Source organism: Pseudomonas sp. COW5 (genome assembly GCF_026240005.1).
GTDB lineage: Bacteria > Pseudomonadota > Gammaproteobacteria > Pseudomonadales > Pseudomonadaceae > Aquipseudomonas > Aquipseudomonas kribbensis.
This window is the reverse complement of sequence record NZ_JAPHVP010000001.1, coordinates 1,941,139-1,957,954: the sequence shown is the minus strand read 5'-3', so window position 1 is coordinate 1,957,954 and position 16,816 is coordinate 1,941,139. Positions and strand designations below refer to the sequence as shown.

Below are 16,816 nucleotides of genomic sequence, written 5' to 3'. Positions count from 1 at the left end.
CGCGCTTATCCTTGCGCGTGACACCATTGCGCCGGATCACTCGGGTGACCCTGCTGACGAATTGCGAAATACAGCGCTGGTGTGTCCTGCCCGCCACTGTTACCGACAGTGGAGATGGACTCACCGGCTTTTACCACGTCACCAGCCGACTTCAGCAGCGTCTGGTTATGACCGTAGAGACTCAGAAAACCGTTGCCGTGGTCGAGGATCACCAGCAGCCCGGCACCGCGCAACCAGTCGGCAAACACCACGCGCCCGCCGTGTACGGCATGCACCTGGCTGCCGGCGGCGGCGCTGATCATCACGCCGTCCCACTTGGTGCGGGCATCGTCGCCACGGGTTTCACCGAAGCGTGCCAGCAGTCGACCATCAACCGGCCATGGAAGTTTTCCCCGGGTGGCGGCAAAAGGGCCGCCGAACGTCTCGCCGCTGCTGGAAACCAGCGCGCCAGGTGTCGGTCTGGCTTTTGGGCGTGGGGCGTCGCTGGTATCCGAGTCCGCATCGGCGCGGGCCTGGGCCTCACGTAAACGCTTTTTTTCGGCTTCCTGCTGGGCGATCAGCGCTTTCTGCCGCGCTTCTTCTGCCTCACGGGCCTGGCGGGCCAGGGTTTCTTCAATGGTTTTAAGGACTTTAGACAGGTCTGCCTGATCCTGCTCGCGGGCGGCCAGTTTCTGGTCGCGGGCTTTCACGTCGTCATTGAGCTTGGCCAGAACTTGCTGGCGCTCCTTGCGAACCTTGTCGAGGGCGTCACGCTGGGTGTCGAGGTCGCTTTTCTGCACCAGCAACTGGGCTTGCTGCGAGGAAATGTCCTTTTCGACATTGGCCAGCTGGCGCAGGGTTTCGTTGAAATTCTTCAGCTGCTCCAGGCGGGCCTGGCTCAGATAGTCGTAATAGGTGAGGGTGCGGGCGAATTTCTCGGGATTCTGCTGGTTGAGCAGCAGCTTGAGGTATTCCTGCCGGCCGTTCTGGTAGGCCGCGCGGGCCTGGATGGCGATCAGTCGCTGCTGTTCAGTGCGCGCGCTCTGGAGTTTTTTTTTCTCCGCATCGAGCCGCTGCAGCTCGGATTCGCTCTTCTTCAGCTCTTTTTGCAGGGCATCGACCTGCTTTTCGAGCTTGCCCATCTCGGTTTCGGTGCCCTTGAGCTCCTTTTGCACCCCGGATTTTTCTTCCTGGAGCTTGCCCAGCAGCTTTTTCAGCTCGGCGATGTCCTGACGCGTGGCGTCCAACTGCTGTTGGGTTTGCGCACGCTCGTCAGCGAAGGCCGGTTGGAGCAGGCATGTCAGAGCGAGGGCGATCAGGACGCGAAGCATAGGGGCGGGCGGCACCAGGGTAAGGGACGGCCTAGTATGCCCGCCCCACGCGGCAAAAAAAACGCCCAATTGGGACTGTGTGATAACTGGGGCAAGCGACAGAGCGAATTCCATTTCGAAAACCCTATAAACCACTGTGGGAGCGAGCTTGCTCGCGATGGCGTCTGAGCATTCAACATAGTTGTTGGCTGTCAGATTGCTATCGCGAGCAAGCTCGCTCCCACAGGGTTTTGCAGTGTTTTAGGCGGGCGATTACACCAGAATCGAAGTGCCAGTCATTTCTGCCGGTTTTTCCAGGCCCAGCAGTTTGAGCATGGTCGGCGCCACGTCTGCCAGTACGCCGCCTTCGCGGACCTTGAGGTCGCGTTTGCCGACATAGATGAACGGCACCGGCTCGGTAGTGTGCGCGGTATGCGCCTGGCCGGTGGCTTCGTCGGCCATTTGCTCGACGTTGCCGTGGTCGGCGGTGATCAGGGCTTCGCCGCCGACCTTTTCCAGGGCCTCGACGATGCGGCCGACGCAGGTGTCCAGGCATTCCACGGCTTTAACCGCTGCTTCGAACACGCCGCTGTGGCCGACCATGTCGCCGTTGGCGTAGTTGACCACAATCACGTCGTAGCGCTGATTCTCGATGGCATCGACGATGCGGTCGGTGACTTCCGGCGCGCTCATTTCCGGCTGCAGGTCATAGGTGGCGACTTTTGGCGACGGGATCAGGATGCGCTCTTCGCCCGGGAACGGTTCTTCGCGGCCGCCGGAGAAGAAGAAGGTCACGTGGGCATATTTCTCGGTTTCGGCGATACGCAACTGAGTCTTGCCGTTTTTCGCCAGGTAGTCGCCGAGCACGTTTTCCAGGCTGCCCGGTGCGAAGGCTGCGGGGGCCGGGATGCTGGCGGCGTACTGGGTCAGGCCCACATACTGCACTTTTGGCTGGCGTGCGCGCTCGAATTCCTTGAAACCGTCTTCGACAAACACACGGCTCAGTTCGCGGGCACGGTCGGCGCGGAAGTTCATGAACACCACGGCGTCGCCGTCTTCGACCTTCACCGGTTCGCCGATGCTGGTGGCCTTGACGAATTCGTCGCTCTCGCCACGGGCGTAAGCGGCTTCCAGACCTTCCTGGGCGGTGGCGGCGTTGAATTCGCCTTTGCCATCAACGATCAGGTTGTAGGCCTGGGATACGCGGTCCCAGCGGTTGTCGCGGTCCATGGCGTAGTAGCGGCCGATGAGGCTGGCGATGCGACCCTTGCCGAGGGCCTGAAAGGTCGCGTCGAGCAGTTCGATCGACGAAGCGGCGCTTTTCGGCGGCGTGTCGCGGCCGTCGAGGAAGGCATGCAGGTAGATTTTTTCGGCGCCACGCTTGAAGGCCAGTTCGGCCATGGCGATCAGGTGATCCTGGTGGCTGTGGACGCCGCCGTCCGACAGCAGGCCCATGAAATGCACGGCCTTGCCGGCGGCCACGGCTTTGTCCACGGCGGCGCAGATGGTCGGGTTCTCGAAGAACTCGCCGTCGCGGATTGCCTTGGTCACGCGGGTGAAGTCCTGATACACCACGCGGCCGGCGCCGAGGTTCATGTGGCCGACTTCGGAGTTGCCCATCTGGCCGTCCGGCAGACCGACGTCCATGCCGCTGCCCGAGATCAGGCCGTTCGGCACGGTGGCCCACAGGCGATCCAGCACAGGCTTTTTGGCCGCGAAGACGGCGTTGGATTCGGGGCTGTCACTGTGACCGAAGCCGTCGAGAATCATCAGGACCAAAGGTTTAGGCGTGGTAGTCATGGAATCCACTCGTGGCTAATAAAGAAGAGGGCGATGGAAAAGGGAGTTGGAGTTTAAAGCGAAGTTCCTGCGGCGTCACCGCCGGACGGGGTTTGGCCGACCATAGTGGCTGTGTATACTGGCCGACATTTTAACGCCCTGGAACCTCCTTCGATGGTTGCTCACCTGATTGAATTTGCCACTAACCACTACATTCTTGTCGGTATCTTCGTCGTACTGCTGGCTTTGCTGCTGGCGCATACGGTGCAGGGCGGCGGTAAAAGCCTGAGCACTGGCGAGCTGACCGCACTGGTCAACAAGGAAGCCGGCGTGGTGGTGGACATCCGTCCGAGCAAGGAATACGCCGCCGGTCATATCGTTGGCGCGGTGAACATTCCCCAGGACAAACTGGCCGCCCGCATCGGCGAGCTGGAAAAGCACAAGGCCAAGACCATCATTCTGGTCGACGCCCTGGGCCAGACCGCCGGCACCCACGCCCGCGAGCTGATGAAATCCGGCTTCACCGCCGCCAAGCTGTCCGGCGGGATCTCCAGCTGGAAAGGCGACAACCTGCCGCTGGTGAAGTGATATGAGCGAAGTCATCGTCTACTCCAGCGATTACTGCCCTTACTGCTCGCGCGCCAAGTACCTGCTCGCGAACAAAGGCGTGGCCTTCGAAGAGATCAAGGTCGATGGCAAGCCGCAAGTGCGCGCCGCCATGGCCCAGAAGGCCGGACGCACGTCCGTGCCGCAGATCTGGATCGGCGACACCCACGTCGGCGGATGTGACGATTTGTACGCCCTGGAGCGCGCCGGCAAGCTCGACGCGCTGCTCAAGGCCTGAACTGCTGCACCTCACCAAGAACCCAAAAGACCCAAGATCAGAAAGGATCTGAGATGACTGACCAACAGAACACTGCAGCCAGCGAAGAAGAAACCGCACCGCAATTCTCCTTGCAGCGCATCTATGTACGCGACCTGTCCTTCGAAGCTCCGAAAAGCCCGGCGATCTTTCGCCAGCAGTGGGACCCGACCGTCGGTCTGGATCTGAACACCCGTCAGAAAGCGCTGGAAGGCGATTTCTACGAAGTCGTGCTGACCCTGTCCGTGACCGTGAAAAACGGTGAAGAAGTCGCCTTCATCGCTGAAGTGCAACAAGCCGGTATCTTCCTGATCAAGAACCTGGACGCGGCTTCGATGAGCCACACTCTGGGTGCGTTCTGCCCGAACATCCTGTTCCCGTACGCTCGCGAAACCCTGGACAGCCTGGTGACCCGCGGCTCGTTCCCGGCCCTGATGCTGGCCCCGGTGAACTTCGACGCCCTGTACGCGCAAGAGCTGCAGCGCATGCAGGAAGCCGGCGAGACTCCGACCGTTCAGTAAGCGGTCGATGCAACAACGAAAAAAGCGCCGTTACAGGCGCTTTTTTCATGGGCGGTGATCGTTACTTGAAGCCGTTCTGCCGCCACGCTTCGTACACGGCCACTGCCACGGTGTTGGACAGGTTCAGGCTGCGGCAGCCTTCGCGCATCGGCAGACGCAGGCGCTGTTCGGCGGGCAGGGCGTCCAGCACTTCCGGCGGCAAACCACGGCTTTCCGGGCCGAAGATGAAGGCATCGCCCGGGACGAACGCGGCATCGTGAAACGGTCGCGAACCCTTGGTGGTGAAGGCGAACAGCCGTGGGTTGCCGAGACTTTCCAGGCAACTGGCGAGGTCGGCGTGGCGCTGCAGCGTGGCGTACTCGTGGTAGTCGAGACCGGCGCGACGCAGGCGCTTGTCGTCCATCTCGAAGCCCAGCGGTTCGATCAAATGCAGGTGGCAGCCGCTGTTGGCGCACAGCCTGATAACGTTACCGGTGTTCGGTGGAATTTCCGGTTGAAAAAGGATGACGTGAAACATGCACGGCTCCGAAGGTAAAGATGAGGCGCATTCTACGCCGCCAGCCGACCCGCGTTCGAAACTATTCCCGCGAGTCATGGGATCGCTGGCGATTTTCGGCCTGATGGTCGGGATGATGATCGGCCGTTTGACCACGCCTGACCCGAGCGTCCTGCAGCAGGTCGAGGTGATCGATGGCGGTCTGGCGGTCTGGTTCAACAATGAGCCGAAGCTGCATGGCGAAATCGTCGATGGCACGCTCGCCCTGTTGTTTCAGGCCGAGGGCAAGGCACAAAAGGGCCAGCTGAAGCTCAACGGCAAGGACGTGAACTGGCGGACGCGATTGAGTGACGGTGGGTTGCTGCTGACGGTGCTGGCGGCGCGGCCGCTGCAGGGGGAGTGGGCCGGCCAGGCGGTCGATGACCGCTGGCGGCTGGAGATCCGTCTCCGGGAGCAATAAAAGAGGGAATCCCCGGCCTGCCTGTACCAAGGTTCCCGAAACGGGCGGGCTCATCGCATGGCGTGCTGAGCCGGTGTAAAGAAGGAACCCCTGACCTGCCTGTATCAAGGGCCCCAAAAGGGTGGACTCGTCGAGTCCGGTGTAAAGAGGGGAATCCCCGGCCTGCCTGTACCAAGGCCCCCGAAAGGGTGGGTGAATCGAATCACCTGAAAGGGTTATTGCAGGGGGCGTGCCAGTTTTTATCGTTTTGAAACAAAAAAGCCCGACACCATGACGAAGGCCCCGTAAAACGGGGCTTTTGTGCATTTTGCGTTTGGTTTTTTAAGCGGGTTTCGACGGGGTAGGTCAGTGGGCGCTGTGCGCGATTACGGGTCTTGGTGCCTTGTCGTGGTGCACCCGTGGCGAGTAGGCGGTGTGGCGGGGTCAGTGGGCGGATCTGGAATTGCCCCCTCACCCTAACCCTCCCGAAACGTCGGACCGCCCGGAGGGAGAGGGGACTGACTGGGGGATGCTTAAGAGTTACACCGACCTGATCTTGCTGTGTTGAATCCATAATCGACTCGGTCATTCAGGTCGATGCAGAGCGCGAGACACCTCGGTCGGCCCCCTCTCCCTCCGGGAGAGGGCTGGGGTGAGGGGGGATCGTGAGTCCAGCAAGAGAATCAAGCAAACGAGGCTTTAGCCCTCATCCCCCTCATCGTCATCCCCGCCATCGACCTTCATGCCGAGCTCCTTGATCTTGCGGGTCAGGGTATTGCGGCCCCAGCCCAGCAGCACCGCAGCGTCACGGCGACGCCCGGCTGTGTGTTTCAACGCCGTCTCGATCATGATCCGCTCGAACGCCGGCACCGCGCTGTCGAGCAGGCTCGACTGGCCACGGGCCAAGGCCTGGTCGGCCCACTGGCGCAGCGCCTGCTCCCAGTTGGTCACCGGTGCAGAATCCTGCGGCAGGCTCAGCAGTTCCGGTGGCAGGTCGCCGATGTGCACTTCACGCCCGGACGCCATCACCGTGATCCAGCGGCAGGTGTTTTCCAGCTGCCGCACGTTGCCCGGCCATGGCAGGTTCTTCAGGTATTCCTCGGTCTCGCTTTTCAGCAACTTCGGCTCCACCGCCAGTTCCTGTGCGGCGCGGCTGAGGAAGTGCTTGGCCAGGGTCGGGATGTCTTCGCGGCGGTCCGACAGGCGCGGGATATGGATGCGGATCACGTTGAGGCGGTGGAACAAGTCCTCACGGAATTTCCCGGCGTGAACCAGGGTTTCCAGATTCTGGTGAGTCGCCGCGATGATCCGTACATCAACCTTGACCGGCACATGCCCGCCGACGCGATAGAACTCGCCGTCGGCCAATACCCGCAACAGTCGGGTCTGGGTGTCCGCCGGCATGTCGCCGATTTCATCGAGGAACAGCGTGCCGCCGTCGGCCTGTTCGAAACGTCCGCGACGCAGGTTGGCTGCGCCGGTGAATGCGCCTTTCTCGTGGCCGAACAGCTCGGACTCCATCAGGTCCTTCGGGATCGCCGCCATGTTCAGCGCAATGAACGGCGAGGCCGCACGCGGGCTGTGGCGGTGCAGGGCATGGGCCACCAGCTCTTTACCGGTGCCGGATTCGCCGTTGATCAAGACCGTGATGTTGGAGTGGCTCAGGCGCCCGATGGCGCGAAACACTTCCTGCATCGCCGGCGCTTCGCCGATGATTTCCGGGGTGCGGGTCAGGGCGGGCACCACTTCCAGGCCTTGCTGCTCCTGGGCGTGCTGGTTGGCGCGCTTGACCAGCGACACCGCTTCGTCGACGTCGAACGGCTTGGGCAGGTATTCGAAGGCGCCGCCCTGATAGGAGGCGACAGCGCTGTCCAGATCGGAGTGAGCGGTCATGATGATGACCGGCAGTCGTGGGTGCTGCTCGCGAATCCGCGCCAGAAGATCCAGACCGCTGGCACCCGGCATGCGGATGTCGGAGATGATCACGTCCGGCTGCTGGCGGGCCAGGCGGCTCATCACGCCATCGGCACTGTCGAAGCTCTGGGTGGTCATGCCTTCCTGTTGCAGGGCTTTTTCCAGGACCCAGCGGATAGAACGGTCGTCATCGACGATCCACACGGTTTCACTACGGCTCATGTCGATGTGGCTCCTTGTTCCAGTGGCAGAAAGATCGAGAAGGTGGTGTGGCCTGGATGGCTGTCACACTCGATCAGGCCCTGGTGCTGGCTGATGATGTTCTGGGTGATGGCCAGGCCGAGTCCGGTACCGTCCGGACGTCCGCTGACCATGGGAAAGAAAATGGTTTCCTGGAGTTCCGCCGGGATCCCCGGGCCGTTGTCGATGATCTCGATCTTGGTCACCAGACGATGGCGGATATGGCCGATGGTGAACTGGCGCATGGCGCGGGTGCGCAGGCTGATGCGGCCCAGGCGCAGCTCGTTCTGGCTGCTGATCGCCTGCATTGCGTTGCGCACGATGTTCAGCACGGCCTGAATCATTTGCTCGCGGTCGATCAGCACGTCCGGAATGCTCGGGTCGTAATCGCGCACCAGGGTGATGCAGCCCTGGCTTTCGGCCTCGACCAGCTGGCAGACACGCTCCAGCACTTCGTGGACGTTGCACAGCGCCAGCGACGGCAGTTTGTTCGAGCCGAGCATGCGGTCGACCAGATTGCGCAGGCGGTCAGCCTCTTCGATGATCACGTTGGTGTAGTCGCGCAGGCTGTCTTCCGGCAGCTCCCGGGCCAGCAATTGCGCGGCACCACGGATGCCGCCCAGCGGATTCTTGATCTCGTGGGCGAGGCCGCGCACCAGCATCTTGCTGGTTTCCTGCTTGGACAGTTGCGCCTCTTCCTTGGTGATCCGCAGCAGGCGATCGCGAGGGTGAACCTCCAGCAACAGCAGGGTCGCGCCGCTGCTGAGAATTGGTGTCACCGCGTAGTCCACGGTCAGGGTCTGGCCGGTGAGGGCGGTGAGCATCGCTTCGCGCTTGGTGAACGGGTGCGCCTGCTCCACCGCCTGGCGCAACGAATTGAGCGCTTCGGTGGATTCGGTGAACAGCTCGCTGATGAACTGGCCATGGCTGCGCTGACCGCTGATGGCCAGCAGCATCTCCGCCGCCGGGTTCATGTACTCGAGGCGCAATTCGGCGTCGAGCAGGATGGTGGCGGTGGTCAGGTTGTCGAGCAGCAATCGGTGGAGTGCGTCGCTTATGGTCATCAGGACCTCTTTTGGAGCAAGGCGTGCGCGAGAAACGAAGCGCCGGTGCGAGGAAAATGCAAAAACCAAACCAAGGCTCCGAAAAGAAGCGTTCATCCCCTGAAACGGGCGTTTGACGCTCGTTTGCGTGGCGATCAGCCGGCCCTGGCGGGTACTTTCGAACCAAAATGGGTTGGATTGTGAGTACGGTGCAGACTGTTGCACCAATATAGTGCGCAAAGCTGAACGGCGTTAGAAGAAACGCAGGAAGGGGTTTTTCGGTTCGACGGGTTTGTCTTTCAGCGGGCATTCCGGGCGAACGCCGTAGTCGTCGGTGGTGCAGGGTTTGACCTGGCGCTTCTGGGCCAGGGAAATGCGCTGCATATGGAACGGCTGATTGGCGGTGCGCTCGACGATGCGATCCTGCGCATCAAGGATCTCCACCGACAGGTTATGGCTGCCGCGATCGATATTGCTCAGCGGGAACACCGGGCTCAGGCCGGGTTCGCCGGTGGGCTGGCCGTCCAGCAGCAGGCGATAGCGATGACCTTTTTGCAGGCCGGGTTCGCTGGTGATGCTGACGATCAATTCGCCGGCGCTGCTGCGAATGGTCGCGTCCGGTTCGGGAACCAGCACCCGCAGCATGTCGTAGCGGAACAGCGGTTGCTCCGGTGATTTTTTGGCCGTGGTGATGGGCGCCGCCCCGGTCGGGTTCGAGGCCATGCGATTGCTGGTGGCCAGCGGCACCCGCTTGGCATTGCCGCGCGGCTGGTCGGTGTAGACCCGATTGCCCTGCGAATCGACATACGTGAAGACCTCGGCGGATGCGCCAAGCGCAAACAGGGCCAGACACACAGCGATCAATCCGCGAGTCATGGCTTGTGCACCCGTTGCACGGTGAAGACTACTGCCGGACTCTGCTGAATGATCGCCTCGCCATCGATCACCTGAACCGCCAGCCGATGCTCACCCCGGTCGACGTTCACCAGTTGCAGGATCGGCACGTTGCTCGGCTGGCCGTAAGGCGCGTCGTCCAGCAACAGACGCAATTGATGCGGCGGTTGCAGGCGCGGCTTGATCAGTACGCTGACAGTGAACGTGCCGTTGTTGGCGCGCAGGGCTTCTTCGGTGGGCAGGCCGGTCAGTTCCAGCACTTCATAGGCATTTCGTGCAGGCGCCCGACTGGCCGTGTCCGACGACGGCGCACTCGGTGCCTGAGGCTGGACACTGTTGAGCGGCGGCAACTCCACCGGCTGCGCCTTCACGCCGTCCGGCGAGTGATCGCTGTACACCGTGTTGCCGTTGGCGTCGGTGTACTTGTAGATCTGCGCGGCGGCGGGCAGGGCGATCAGCAGCAGGATGTAGAGAAAGGTGCGACCCATGAAATCGACCGGAAACGAAAACGATGGGTTGCAGCATAGGCCAGGGACGGCGGTTAGCCCAACCGGGACAACGTCCGCTCACACAAGCGCCCCGGATTTACTGTGAGGTGCTCGGCGAAATCGCACTTTCACGGGGGCCGGACAGGACATCGGCCTTGTAGTGCTCGATGAAGAGCAGCACACCATTGGCGTCGACTTCGCGCAACTCGCCTTCCTTTTTGTCGTCAGCGAAGTGGACGCTCCGGGTGTGGCCATTGTCCGTCTTGGTCACCCAGAGGCCTTCGCGTTTGCCATCGCGATATTCGCCCCGCTCTGTAGTACCGCGAACAGTCAATTCACTGGGGCCGTTGAGTTGGCCGTGGGCATAGGTCTGGAATCCGGTGGCGACCCATTCCATGTCGTCGTGGTTGAGAAGCTGCCAACGACCCTCGCGCAAATCATTGTGGAATTCGCCCTCCAGTGTTTGCCCATCCTGGTACAGCGTCCATTGGCCCTCTCGTTTGCCCTCTACGAAATTACCGGACTCCGAGTATTTTTCGTCTTTGGAAGACGACCACGGACCGATCCGCACGCCTTGCTTGTAGGCTCCTTGGGCCGAGATCGATTCGGAATCAAAAGACACGGATTGGCCGTCTTCGCTGCCGGTGAATTTAGTCGGTTCGGTTTCCCAGGCAATACGCCTCACCCGATAGTTGTAGAGCGTGCGCTTGCCCTCTACGAGCGTCTCGTCGAGCCATCGCCAGAAAGTAACAGTGAGAAACCGGCCTTCTTTTTCCTGGTAGGTCTTTTTGAAAAAGTACGGCTCGTCATCCGGCGTCGGGTTGCTCAGTGGGTCGTAGTACTGGCCGTAAAAGCTCACCAGTTTGCCTTGGCTGAAATCGAGCTGGTCGAATTCCGGTACACCGGACTCTTCAAGGAGGAGGCTGTAGTTGAGCGGGGTGATCTGGCTCAGCGCTTTCTTGACGGTCAGGGCGTCGAGCTGCTTGCGGCCTTCAGTGATACGGTCCAGCGCTGGCTGCAGTCGCATTACCCGGGTATAGAGTTGATCGTTGGCGTTGTACTTGTAGCCGTAGATCCTGTAGCCGTCGCTTTGCCTGAAAAGCACGAAGCGAGTGGGATCCTCACTGTCGAGCGACATGAGAAATACCGACTCGATGCTCGCCTGACCGAAGTCATCAAGCAATTGCGGTCGTTCGCCCGGTGTCTCGCAACGGCAGTAATAGCCTTTGACGCCGTTCGCTTCCTTGATGAACGCCAGGGTCATCAAGCTTTCTTGCAAGCCCTGGATCAGCGGGTGAGCCAGCGGCTTGTCTTCATAGAACTCGGCAGCGCCGGCTGTCGAGCAGGCGAGGCCCGCCATCAGGGCGATAGCCCGTAACCACTTCATGCGAATCCCTTCGTCAAGGCGCCGGTCATGGCGCGAAAGCGGCGGATTATCCATGGATGAGCGGGCACAAAAAAGGCCTCCCGAAGGAGGCCTCTCTTTTGTCACGCCGCGTAGCGCAGCGCTACCGGATCAGCAGCTGTAGTACAGCTCATATTCCAGTGGGTGTACGAAGGTGCGGACCTTGATTTCTTCTTCGGATTTCAGCGCGATGTAAGCATCGATGAAGTCGTCGGAGAACACGCCGCCCTTGGTCAGGAACGCGCGGCCCTTGTCCAGCTCTTCCAGGGCTTCTTTCAGGCTGCCGCAAACTTGCGGGATCTCTTTCGCCTCTTCAGGCGGCAGGTCGTACAGGTTTTTGTCAGCGGCATCGCCTGGGTGGATCTTGTTCTGGATACCGTCCAGACCGGCCATCAGCAGTGCTGCGAAAGCCAGGTACGGGTTGGCAGCCGGATCCGGGAAACGTGCTTCGATACGACGGCCACGTGGGCTGTTGACGTAAGGAATACGGATCGAGGCGGAACGGTTGCGAGCCGAGTAGGCCAGCATTACCGGAGCTTCGAAACCTGGCACCAGACGCTTGTAGGAGTTGGTGGCCGGGTTGGTGAAGCCGTTCAGGGCCTTACCGTGCTTGATGATGCCGCCGATGAAGTACAGGGCGGTTTCGGACAGGCCGGCATAGCCTTCGCCAGCGAAGGTGTTCTTGCCATCTTTGGCGATGGACATGTGAACGTGCATGCCCGAACCGTTATCGCCGTACAGAGGCTTCGGCATGAAGGTCGCGGTGCGGCCATAGGCATCGGCCACGTTGTGGACAACGTATTTCAGAGTCTGAACTTCGTCAGCTTTCTTCACCAGGGTGTTGAACTTGACACCAATTTCGTTTTGACCGGCAGTCGCCACTTCGTGGTGGTGAACTTCAACGGTCTGACCCATTTCTTCCAGTGCGTTGCACATGGCGGTACGGATTTCGTGGTCGTGGTCGAACGGCGGAACCGGGAAGTAGCCGCCTTTCACGCCTGGACGGTGGCCCTTGTTGCCGCCTTCCACGTCCTGGTCGGACATCCACGAGCCTTGCTCGGAGTAGATCTTGAACATCGAACCGGAGATGTCGGACTTGAACTTCACTTCGTCGAAGATGAAGAACTCAGGCTCTGGACCTGCGAATACGGTGTCACCGATACCGGTGGTCTTCAGGTATTCCTCGGCGCGGTGGGCGATGGCGCGCGGGTCGCGATCGTAACCCTGCATGGTCGACGGTTCGATGATGTCGCAGACCAGGATCAGGGTCGGCTCTTCGGTGAACGGGTCCAGAACGGCAGTTTCGTCGTCCGGCAGCAGGATCATGTCGGAGGCTTCGATGCCTTTCCAGCCAGCGATGGAGGAACCGTCGAACATCTTGCCAACTTCGAAGAAGTCGTCTTCCAGCGCATCGCGAGCCGGCATGGTCACGTGGTGCTGAGTGCCTTTGGTGTCCGTGAAGCGCAGATCAATCCACTTGACGTCATGATCTTTGATGAGTTGAACCGACTTCGACATAGTGTCCTCCGGGTGGCTTAGGGCTGGTAGTGGATGCCCTTAAATGTTGGTGATGCCGGCGCGAATACTCTGCCAAGGCAACCTGCCTCACAAGGGAGCAAATTGCATGCCAGTGCCCCAGCATGGGTTTTTTGCCCCAAATTCACGCTTATTAAGGTGCGAAACGCATAAAGGCTGAAAATATCGCCCTTTAATGTAGCGCCATAAGTCGAAAATGACCCGTTTTGGTGCATGCAAAACCTTCTGCACATTAACTGGTTAAACCTTGAGCAATTTCCGCTATAATCCGCGCCCCCCTTTTTCGGCTGGCCCAGCGCGCGCTGTTTTCATGAAACTAATCGTAAAAGTCTTCCCCGAGATCACCATCAAAAGCCGACCTGTCCGGACGAAATTCATCCGCCAGCTGGCCAAGAACATCCGCACCGTGCTCCGCGACCTGGACCCGGCCGTGGTGGTGAACGGCGTGTGGGACAATCTCGAGCTGGAAACCCGCGTGACCGACCCCAAGGCCCTGAAAGAGATGGGCGAGCGCCTGACCTGCATGCCAGGCATCGCGCACTTCCTGCAGATCGACGAGTACCCGCTGGGCGACTTCGACGACATCACCGAGAAGTGCAAACAGCACTACGGCGATGCACTGGCCGGGAAGATTTTCTCGGTGCGCTGCAAACGTGCGGGCAAGCATGCGTTCAGCTCGATGGACGTCGAAAAATACGTCGGCAGCAAGCTGCGCCGTGAGTGCGGTGCCGCCGGAATCGACCTGAAAGCGCCGGAAATCGAAGTCCGCATCGAAGTTCGCGACAAACGGTTGTTTGTCATCCACAGCCAGCACAATGGCATCGGCGGCTACCCGCTCGGTGCGCTGGAGCAGACGCTGGTATTGATGTCCGGCGGCTTTGACTCGACGGTTGCGGCCTACCAGATCATGCGTCGCGGCCTGATGGCGCACTTCTGCTTCTTCAATCTGGGCGGTCGTGCCCACGAACTGGGCGTGATGGAAGTCGCGCATTTCATCTGGAAGAAGTACGGCAGCTCGCAACGCGTGCTATTTGTCAGTGTTCCATTTGAAGAAGTCCTGGGCGAAATTCTCGGCAAGGTCGATAACAGTCATATGGGCGTCGTATTGAAGCGTATGATGTTGCGCGCGTCCTCGGCCATCGCCGAGCGCCTGCACATTGATGCGCTGGTCACCGGCGAGGCGATCTCTCAGGTGTCGAGCCAGACGCTGCCGAACCTGTCGGTGATCGACTGCGTGACCGACAAACTGGTCCTGCGTCCGCTGATCGTCGCCCACAAGCAGGACATCATCGACACGGCCAACGAGATCGGCACTGCCGATTTCGCCCGGCACATGCCGGAGTACTGCGGGGTCATTTCGGTCAATCCGAAGACCGCCGCCAAGCGTGGCCGGGTCGAGCACGAAGAGCAGGAATTCGACATGGCGGTGTTCGAGCGTGCGCTCGCAAACGCCAGACTGGTGCCGATCGATCGGGTGATCGACGAATTGGGCCAGGATTTGCAAATCGAAGAAGTCAGCGAGGCACTGGCCGGCCAGATCGTCATCGACATCCGTCACCCGGATGCCGCCGAGGATGAGCCGCTGGAACTCGAGGGCATAGAAGTACAGACGATGCCGTTCTATGCAGTGAACGCACGTTTCAAGGAACTGGACCCTACTCGCCAGTACCTGCTGTATTGCGACAAAGGCGTGATGAGTCGCCTGCATGCTCACCATTTGCTCAGTGAGGGGCATGCCAATGTGCGCGTTTATCGACCGAGCTAAGTGCCCGGGGCTGTTTGCCTGTGGCCTGCGTCACCGGCCCCCCGACACCGCCGTCAAGCTGTAACGGCCATGCCGGACACTACTGCTAATCGCTGCCAAGACTTGTCAGCAAACCGAATCCTCTGATCGAGATACACAAGTGATCGAAAATCTACGCAACATCGCCATCATTGCCCACGTTGACCATGGTAAGACCACCCTGGTAGACAAACTCCTGCGTCAATCCGGCACCCTGGAGCGCAACGAGCTCAACGACGAGCGCGTGATGGACTCCAACGACCAGGAAAAAGAGCGCGGCATTACCATTCTGGCGAAAAACACCGCCATCAACTGGAACGGCTACCACATCAACATCGTGGACACCCCGGGCCACGCCGACTTCGGCGGCGAAGTTGAGCGCGTAATGTCCATGGTTGACTCCGTGCTGCTGCTGGTCGACGCTCAAGACGGCCCTATGCCGCAAACCCGTTTCGTGACCAAGAAGGCTTTCGAAGCCGGCCTGCGTCCGATCGTGGTGATCAACAAGGTTGACCGTCCGGGCGCGCGTCCTGACTGGGTTCTGGACCAGATCTTCGATCTGTTCGACAACCTGGGCGCCACCGAAGAACAACTGGACTTCCAGGTTGTTTACGCTTCGGCCCTGAACGGCATCGCCGGTCTGGACCACACCGCCATGGGCGAAGACATGACCGCGCTGTACCAGGCGGTTATCGACCACGTTCCAGCTCCGGCTGTTGACCGTGACGGTCCGTTCCAGATGCAGATCTCCGCTCTGGACTACAACAGCTTCCTGGGTGTTATCGGTGTTGGCCGTATCGCTCGTGGTCGCGTCAAGCCGAACACTCCGGTTGTGGCTATCGACGCCAACGGCAAGCGCCGCAACGGCCGTATCCTGAAGCTGATGGGTCACCACGGTCTGCACCGCGTTGACGTTGAAGAAGCAGCGGCCGGCGACATCGTCTGCATCAGCGGTTTCGACGAGCTGTTCATCTCCGACACCCTGTGCGACATCAACACCGTCGAGGCGATGAAGCCTCTGACCGTTGACGAGCCAACCGTTTCCATGACCTTCCAGGTAAACGACTCGCCATTCTGCGGTAAAGAAGGCAAGTTCGTGACCTCCCGTAACATCAAGGATCGTCTGGACAAAGAGCTGCTGTACAACGTTGCACTGCGCGTTGAAGAAGGCGACTCGGCTGACAAGTTCAAGGTATCCGGCCGTGGTGAGCTGCACCTGTCGGTACTGATCGAAACCATGCGTCGCGAAGGCTTCGAGCTGGCCCTGGGCCGTCCTGAAGTGATCATCCGTGAAGTTGACGGCGTGAAGCAGGAACCGTTCGAAAACGTGACCATCGACATCCCTGAAGAATCCCAGGGCAAGGTCATGGAAGAAATGGGTCTGCGTAAAGGCGACCTGAGCAACATGGTGCCGGATGGCAAGGGCCGTGTTCGTCTGGAATACAACATCCCTGCTCGCGGTCTGATCGGTTTCCGTAACCAGTTCCTGACCCTGACCAACGGTGCTGGCATCCTGACCTCGATCTTCGACCGTTACGCTCCAGTGAAGTCGGGCCACATGTCCGGCCGTCAGAACGGCGTTCTGGTTTCGGTTGAAACCGGCAAGGCGCTGACCTACTCCCTGGAAACCCTGCAGGCTCGTGGCAAGCTGTTCGTAGAACACGGCCAGGAGATCTACAACGGTCAGATCGTTGGTCAGAACTCCCGCGACAACGACCTGGGTGTGAACCCAACCAAAGGCAAGAAGCTCGACAACATGCGTGCTTCGGGTAAAGACGAAACCATCGCTCTGGTACCACCTGTTCGCTTCACCCTGGAACAGGCTCTGGAATACATCCAGGAAGACGAGCTGTGCGAAGTTACTCCTAAGTCCATCCGTCTTCGCAAGAAGATCCTGGACGAAAGCGAGCGTACCCGCGCTGCCAAGAAAGCCAAGGCGTAATTTAGCCCAGGCTTAAAAAAAAACGCCCCCGGTCGAGAGACCGGGGGCGTTTTTGTTTGTCTGGGGGAAATGTGGGATCTCTTGAAGATCAAGAGCCCCCTCACCCTAACCCTCTCCCGGAGGGAGAGGGGACTGATACGGGGATGCTCAAGAATTACGCCGACTTGATAGGCCCTTACCGAATC

Annotated in this window: 15 protein-coding genes; 6 read left to right on the top strand and 9 right to left on the bottom strand. The window is 60.2% G+C overall.

Annotation, left to right across the window (positions count from 1 at the left end; genetic code table 11):
- Positions 1-5: 5 nt before the first annotated feature.
- Both OQ248_RS08815 and gpmI read right to left on the bottom strand, forming a co-directional pair.
- Complete coding sequence (locus tag OQ248_RS08815) at positions 6-1,310, bottom strand: murein hydrolase activator EnvC (RefSeq protein ID WP_085712772.1); 1,305 nt, start codon at positions 1,308-1,310, stop codon at positions 6-8.
- A 252-nt stretch (positions 1,311-1,562) separates the two neighbouring features.
- Entirely contained in the window at positions 1,563-3,089 is a 1,527-nt protein-coding gene (gene gpmI / locus OQ248_RS08810) for a 2,3-bisphosphoglycerate-independent phosphoglycerate mutase (RefSeq protein WP_119428658.1), read from the bottom strand.
- A gap of 153 nt (positions 3,090-3,242) precedes the next feature.
- On the opposite strand from gpmI, the gene OQ248_RS08805 reads away from it, so the two are divergent.
- Genes OQ248_RS08805 through secB form a run of 3 tightly spaced genes read left to right on the top strand, consistent with a single transcriptional unit; the run spans position 3,243 to position 4,451 of the window.
- The gene (locus OQ248_RS08805; protein WP_085712774.1) at positions 3,243-3,656 is read left to right on the top strand and encodes a rhodanese-like domain-containing protein; all 414 of its coding nucleotides are present in this window, start codon (positions 3,243-3,245) and stop codon (positions 3,654-3,656) included.
- Between the two features lies 1 nt (position 3,657).
- Positions 3,658-3,912, top strand: a complete 255-nt coding sequence (gene grxC, locus OQ248_RS08800) for a glutaredoxin 3 (protein ID WP_085712775.1) — start codon at positions 3,658-3,660, stop codon at positions 3,910-3,912.
- A gap of 53 nt (positions 3,913-3,965) precedes the next feature.
- The gene (gene secB / locus OQ248_RS08795; protein WP_085712776.1) at positions 3,966-4,451 is read left to right on the top strand and encodes a protein-export chaperone SecB; all 486 of its coding nucleotides are present in this window, start codon (positions 3,966-3,968) and stop codon (positions 4,449-4,451) included.
- A 61-nt stretch (positions 4,452-4,512) separates the two neighbouring features.
- Here the strand turns inward: secB and OQ248_RS08790 are convergent, their stop codons facing one another.
- Positions 4,513-4,968, bottom strand: coding sequence for a tRNA (cytidine(34)-2'-O)-methyltransferase (locus OQ248_RS08790; protein ID WP_083367278.1), 456 nt, complete (start codon positions 4,966-4,968; stop codon positions 4,513-4,515).
- Here OQ248_RS08790 and OQ248_RS08785 point away from each other — a divergent pair.
- Complete coding sequence (locus OQ248_RS08785; RefSeq protein ID WP_265812610.1) at positions 4,967-5,407, top strand: hypothetical protein; 441 nt, start codon at positions 4,967-4,969, stop codon at positions 5,405-5,407. The two genes, OQ248_RS08790 and OQ248_RS08785, sit on opposite strands and share 2 nt — an antisense overlap.
- 678 nt (positions 5,408-6,085) lie before the next feature.
- Here the strand turns inward: OQ248_RS08785 and ntrC are convergent.
- From ntrC to glnA, 6 genes are all read right to left on the bottom strand, one after another.
- Complete coding sequence (gene ntrC, locus OQ248_RS08780; RefSeq protein ID WP_085712778.1) at positions 6,086-7,522, bottom strand: nitrogen regulation protein NR(I); 1,437 nt, start codon at positions 7,520-7,522, stop codon at positions 6,086-6,088.
- A complete protein-coding gene (gene glnL / locus OQ248_RS08775) occupies positions 7,519-8,604 on the bottom strand; it encodes a nitrogen regulation protein NR(II) (RefSeq protein WP_085712779.1) in 1,086 nt (361 codons plus the stop codon). The genes ntrC and glnL overlap by 4 nt, the downstream gene beginning before the upstream one ends.
- A 231-nt stretch (positions 8,605-8,835) precedes the next feature.
- Complete coding sequence (locus OQ248_RS08770) at positions 8,836-9,459, bottom strand: DUF4124 domain-containing protein (RefSeq protein ID WP_085712780.1); 624 nt, start codon at positions 9,457-9,459, stop codon at positions 8,836-8,838.
- Entirely contained in the window at positions 9,456-9,965 is a 510-nt protein-coding gene (locus OQ248_RS08765) for a DUF4124 domain-containing protein (RefSeq protein ID WP_265812609.1), read from the bottom strand. Before OQ248_RS08765 ends, OQ248_RS08770 begins: the two co-directional genes overlap by 4 nt.
- Positions 9,966-10,062: 97 nt before the next feature.
- Entirely contained in the window at positions 10,063-11,406 is a 1,344-nt protein-coding gene (locus tag OQ248_RS08760) for a hypothetical protein (RefSeq protein WP_265812608.1), read from the bottom strand.
- A 75-nt stretch (positions 11,407-11,481) separates the two neighbouring features.
- On the bottom strand, positions 11,482-12,888 hold the full coding sequence (gene glnA, locus OQ248_RS08755; protein WP_085712782.1) for a glutamate--ammonia ligase: 1,407 nt from the start codon (positions 12,886-12,888) through the stop codon (positions 11,482-11,484).
- A 328-nt stretch (positions 12,889-13,216) separates the two neighbouring features.
- On the opposite strand from glnA, the gene thiI reads away from it, so the two are divergent.
- Positions 13,217-14,671, top strand: a complete 1,455-nt coding sequence (thiI, locus tag OQ248_RS08750) for a tRNA uracil 4-sulfurtransferase ThiI (protein ID WP_265812607.1) — start codon at positions 13,217-13,219, stop codon at positions 14,669-14,671.
- A 139-nt stretch (positions 14,672-14,810) separates the two neighbouring features.
- Complete coding sequence (gene typA, locus OQ248_RS08745; RefSeq protein WP_265812606.1) at positions 14,811-16,631, top strand: translational GTPase TypA; 1,821 nt, start codon at positions 14,811-14,813, stop codon at positions 16,629-16,631.
- The last annotated feature ends 185 nt before the right edge of the window (positions 16,632-16,816 follow it).

Bases quoted from the DNA above. Each gene is read 5' to 3' on its own strand.
- glnA (WP_085712782.1), bottom strand. From the start codon at position 12,888: ATGTCGAAGTCGGTTCAACTCATCAAAGATCATGACGTCAAGTGGATT.
- OQ248_RS08765 (WP_265812609.1), bottom strand. From the start codon at position 9,965: ATGGGTCGCACCTTTCTCTACATCCTGCTGCTGATCGCCCTGCCCGCC.
- grxC (WP_085712775.1), top strand. From the start codon at position 3,658: ATGAGCGAAGTCATCGTCTACTCCAGCGATTACTGCCCTTACTGCTCG.
- OQ248_RS08770 (WP_085712780.1), bottom strand. From the start codon at position 9,459: ATGACTCGCGGATTGATCGCTGTGTGTCTGGCCCTGTTTGCGCTTGGC.
- glnL (WP_085712779.1), bottom strand. From the start codon at position 8,604: ATGACCATAAGCGACGCACTCCACCGATTGCTGCTCGACAACCTGACC.
- OQ248_RS08760 (WP_265812608.1), bottom strand. From the start codon at position 11,406: ATGGATAATCCGCCGCTTTCGCGCCATGACCGGCGCCTTGACGAAGGG.
- gpmI (WP_119428658.1), bottom strand. From the start codon at position 3,089: ATGACTACCACGCCTAAACCTTTGGTCCTGATGATTCTCGACGGCTTC.
- OQ248_RS08815 (WP_085712772.1), bottom strand. From the start codon at position 1,310: ATGCTTCGCGTCCTGATCGCCCTCGCTCTGACATGCCTGCTCCAACCG.
- OQ248_RS08790 (WP_083367278.1), bottom strand. From the start codon at position 4,968: ATGTTTCACGTCATCCTTTTTCAACCGGAAATTCCACCGAACACCGGT.
- ntrC (WP_085712778.1), bottom strand. From the start codon at position 7,522: ATGAGCCGTAGTGAAACCGTGTGGATCGTCGATGACGACCGTTCTATC.
- OQ248_RS08785 (WP_265812610.1), top strand. From the start codon at position 4,967: ATGCACGGCTCCGAAGGTAAAGATGAGGCGCATTCTACGCCGCCAGCC.
- OQ248_RS08805 (WP_085712774.1), top strand. From the start codon at position 3,243: ATGGTTGCTCACCTGATTGAATTTGCCACTAACCACTACATTCTTGTC.
- secB (WP_085712776.1), top strand. From the start codon at position 3,966: ATGACTGACCAACAGAACACTGCAGCCAGCGAAGAAGAAACCGCACCG.
- thiI (WP_265812607.1), top strand. From the start codon at position 13,217: ATGAAACTAATCGTAAAAGTCTTCCCCGAGATCACCATCAAAAGCCGA.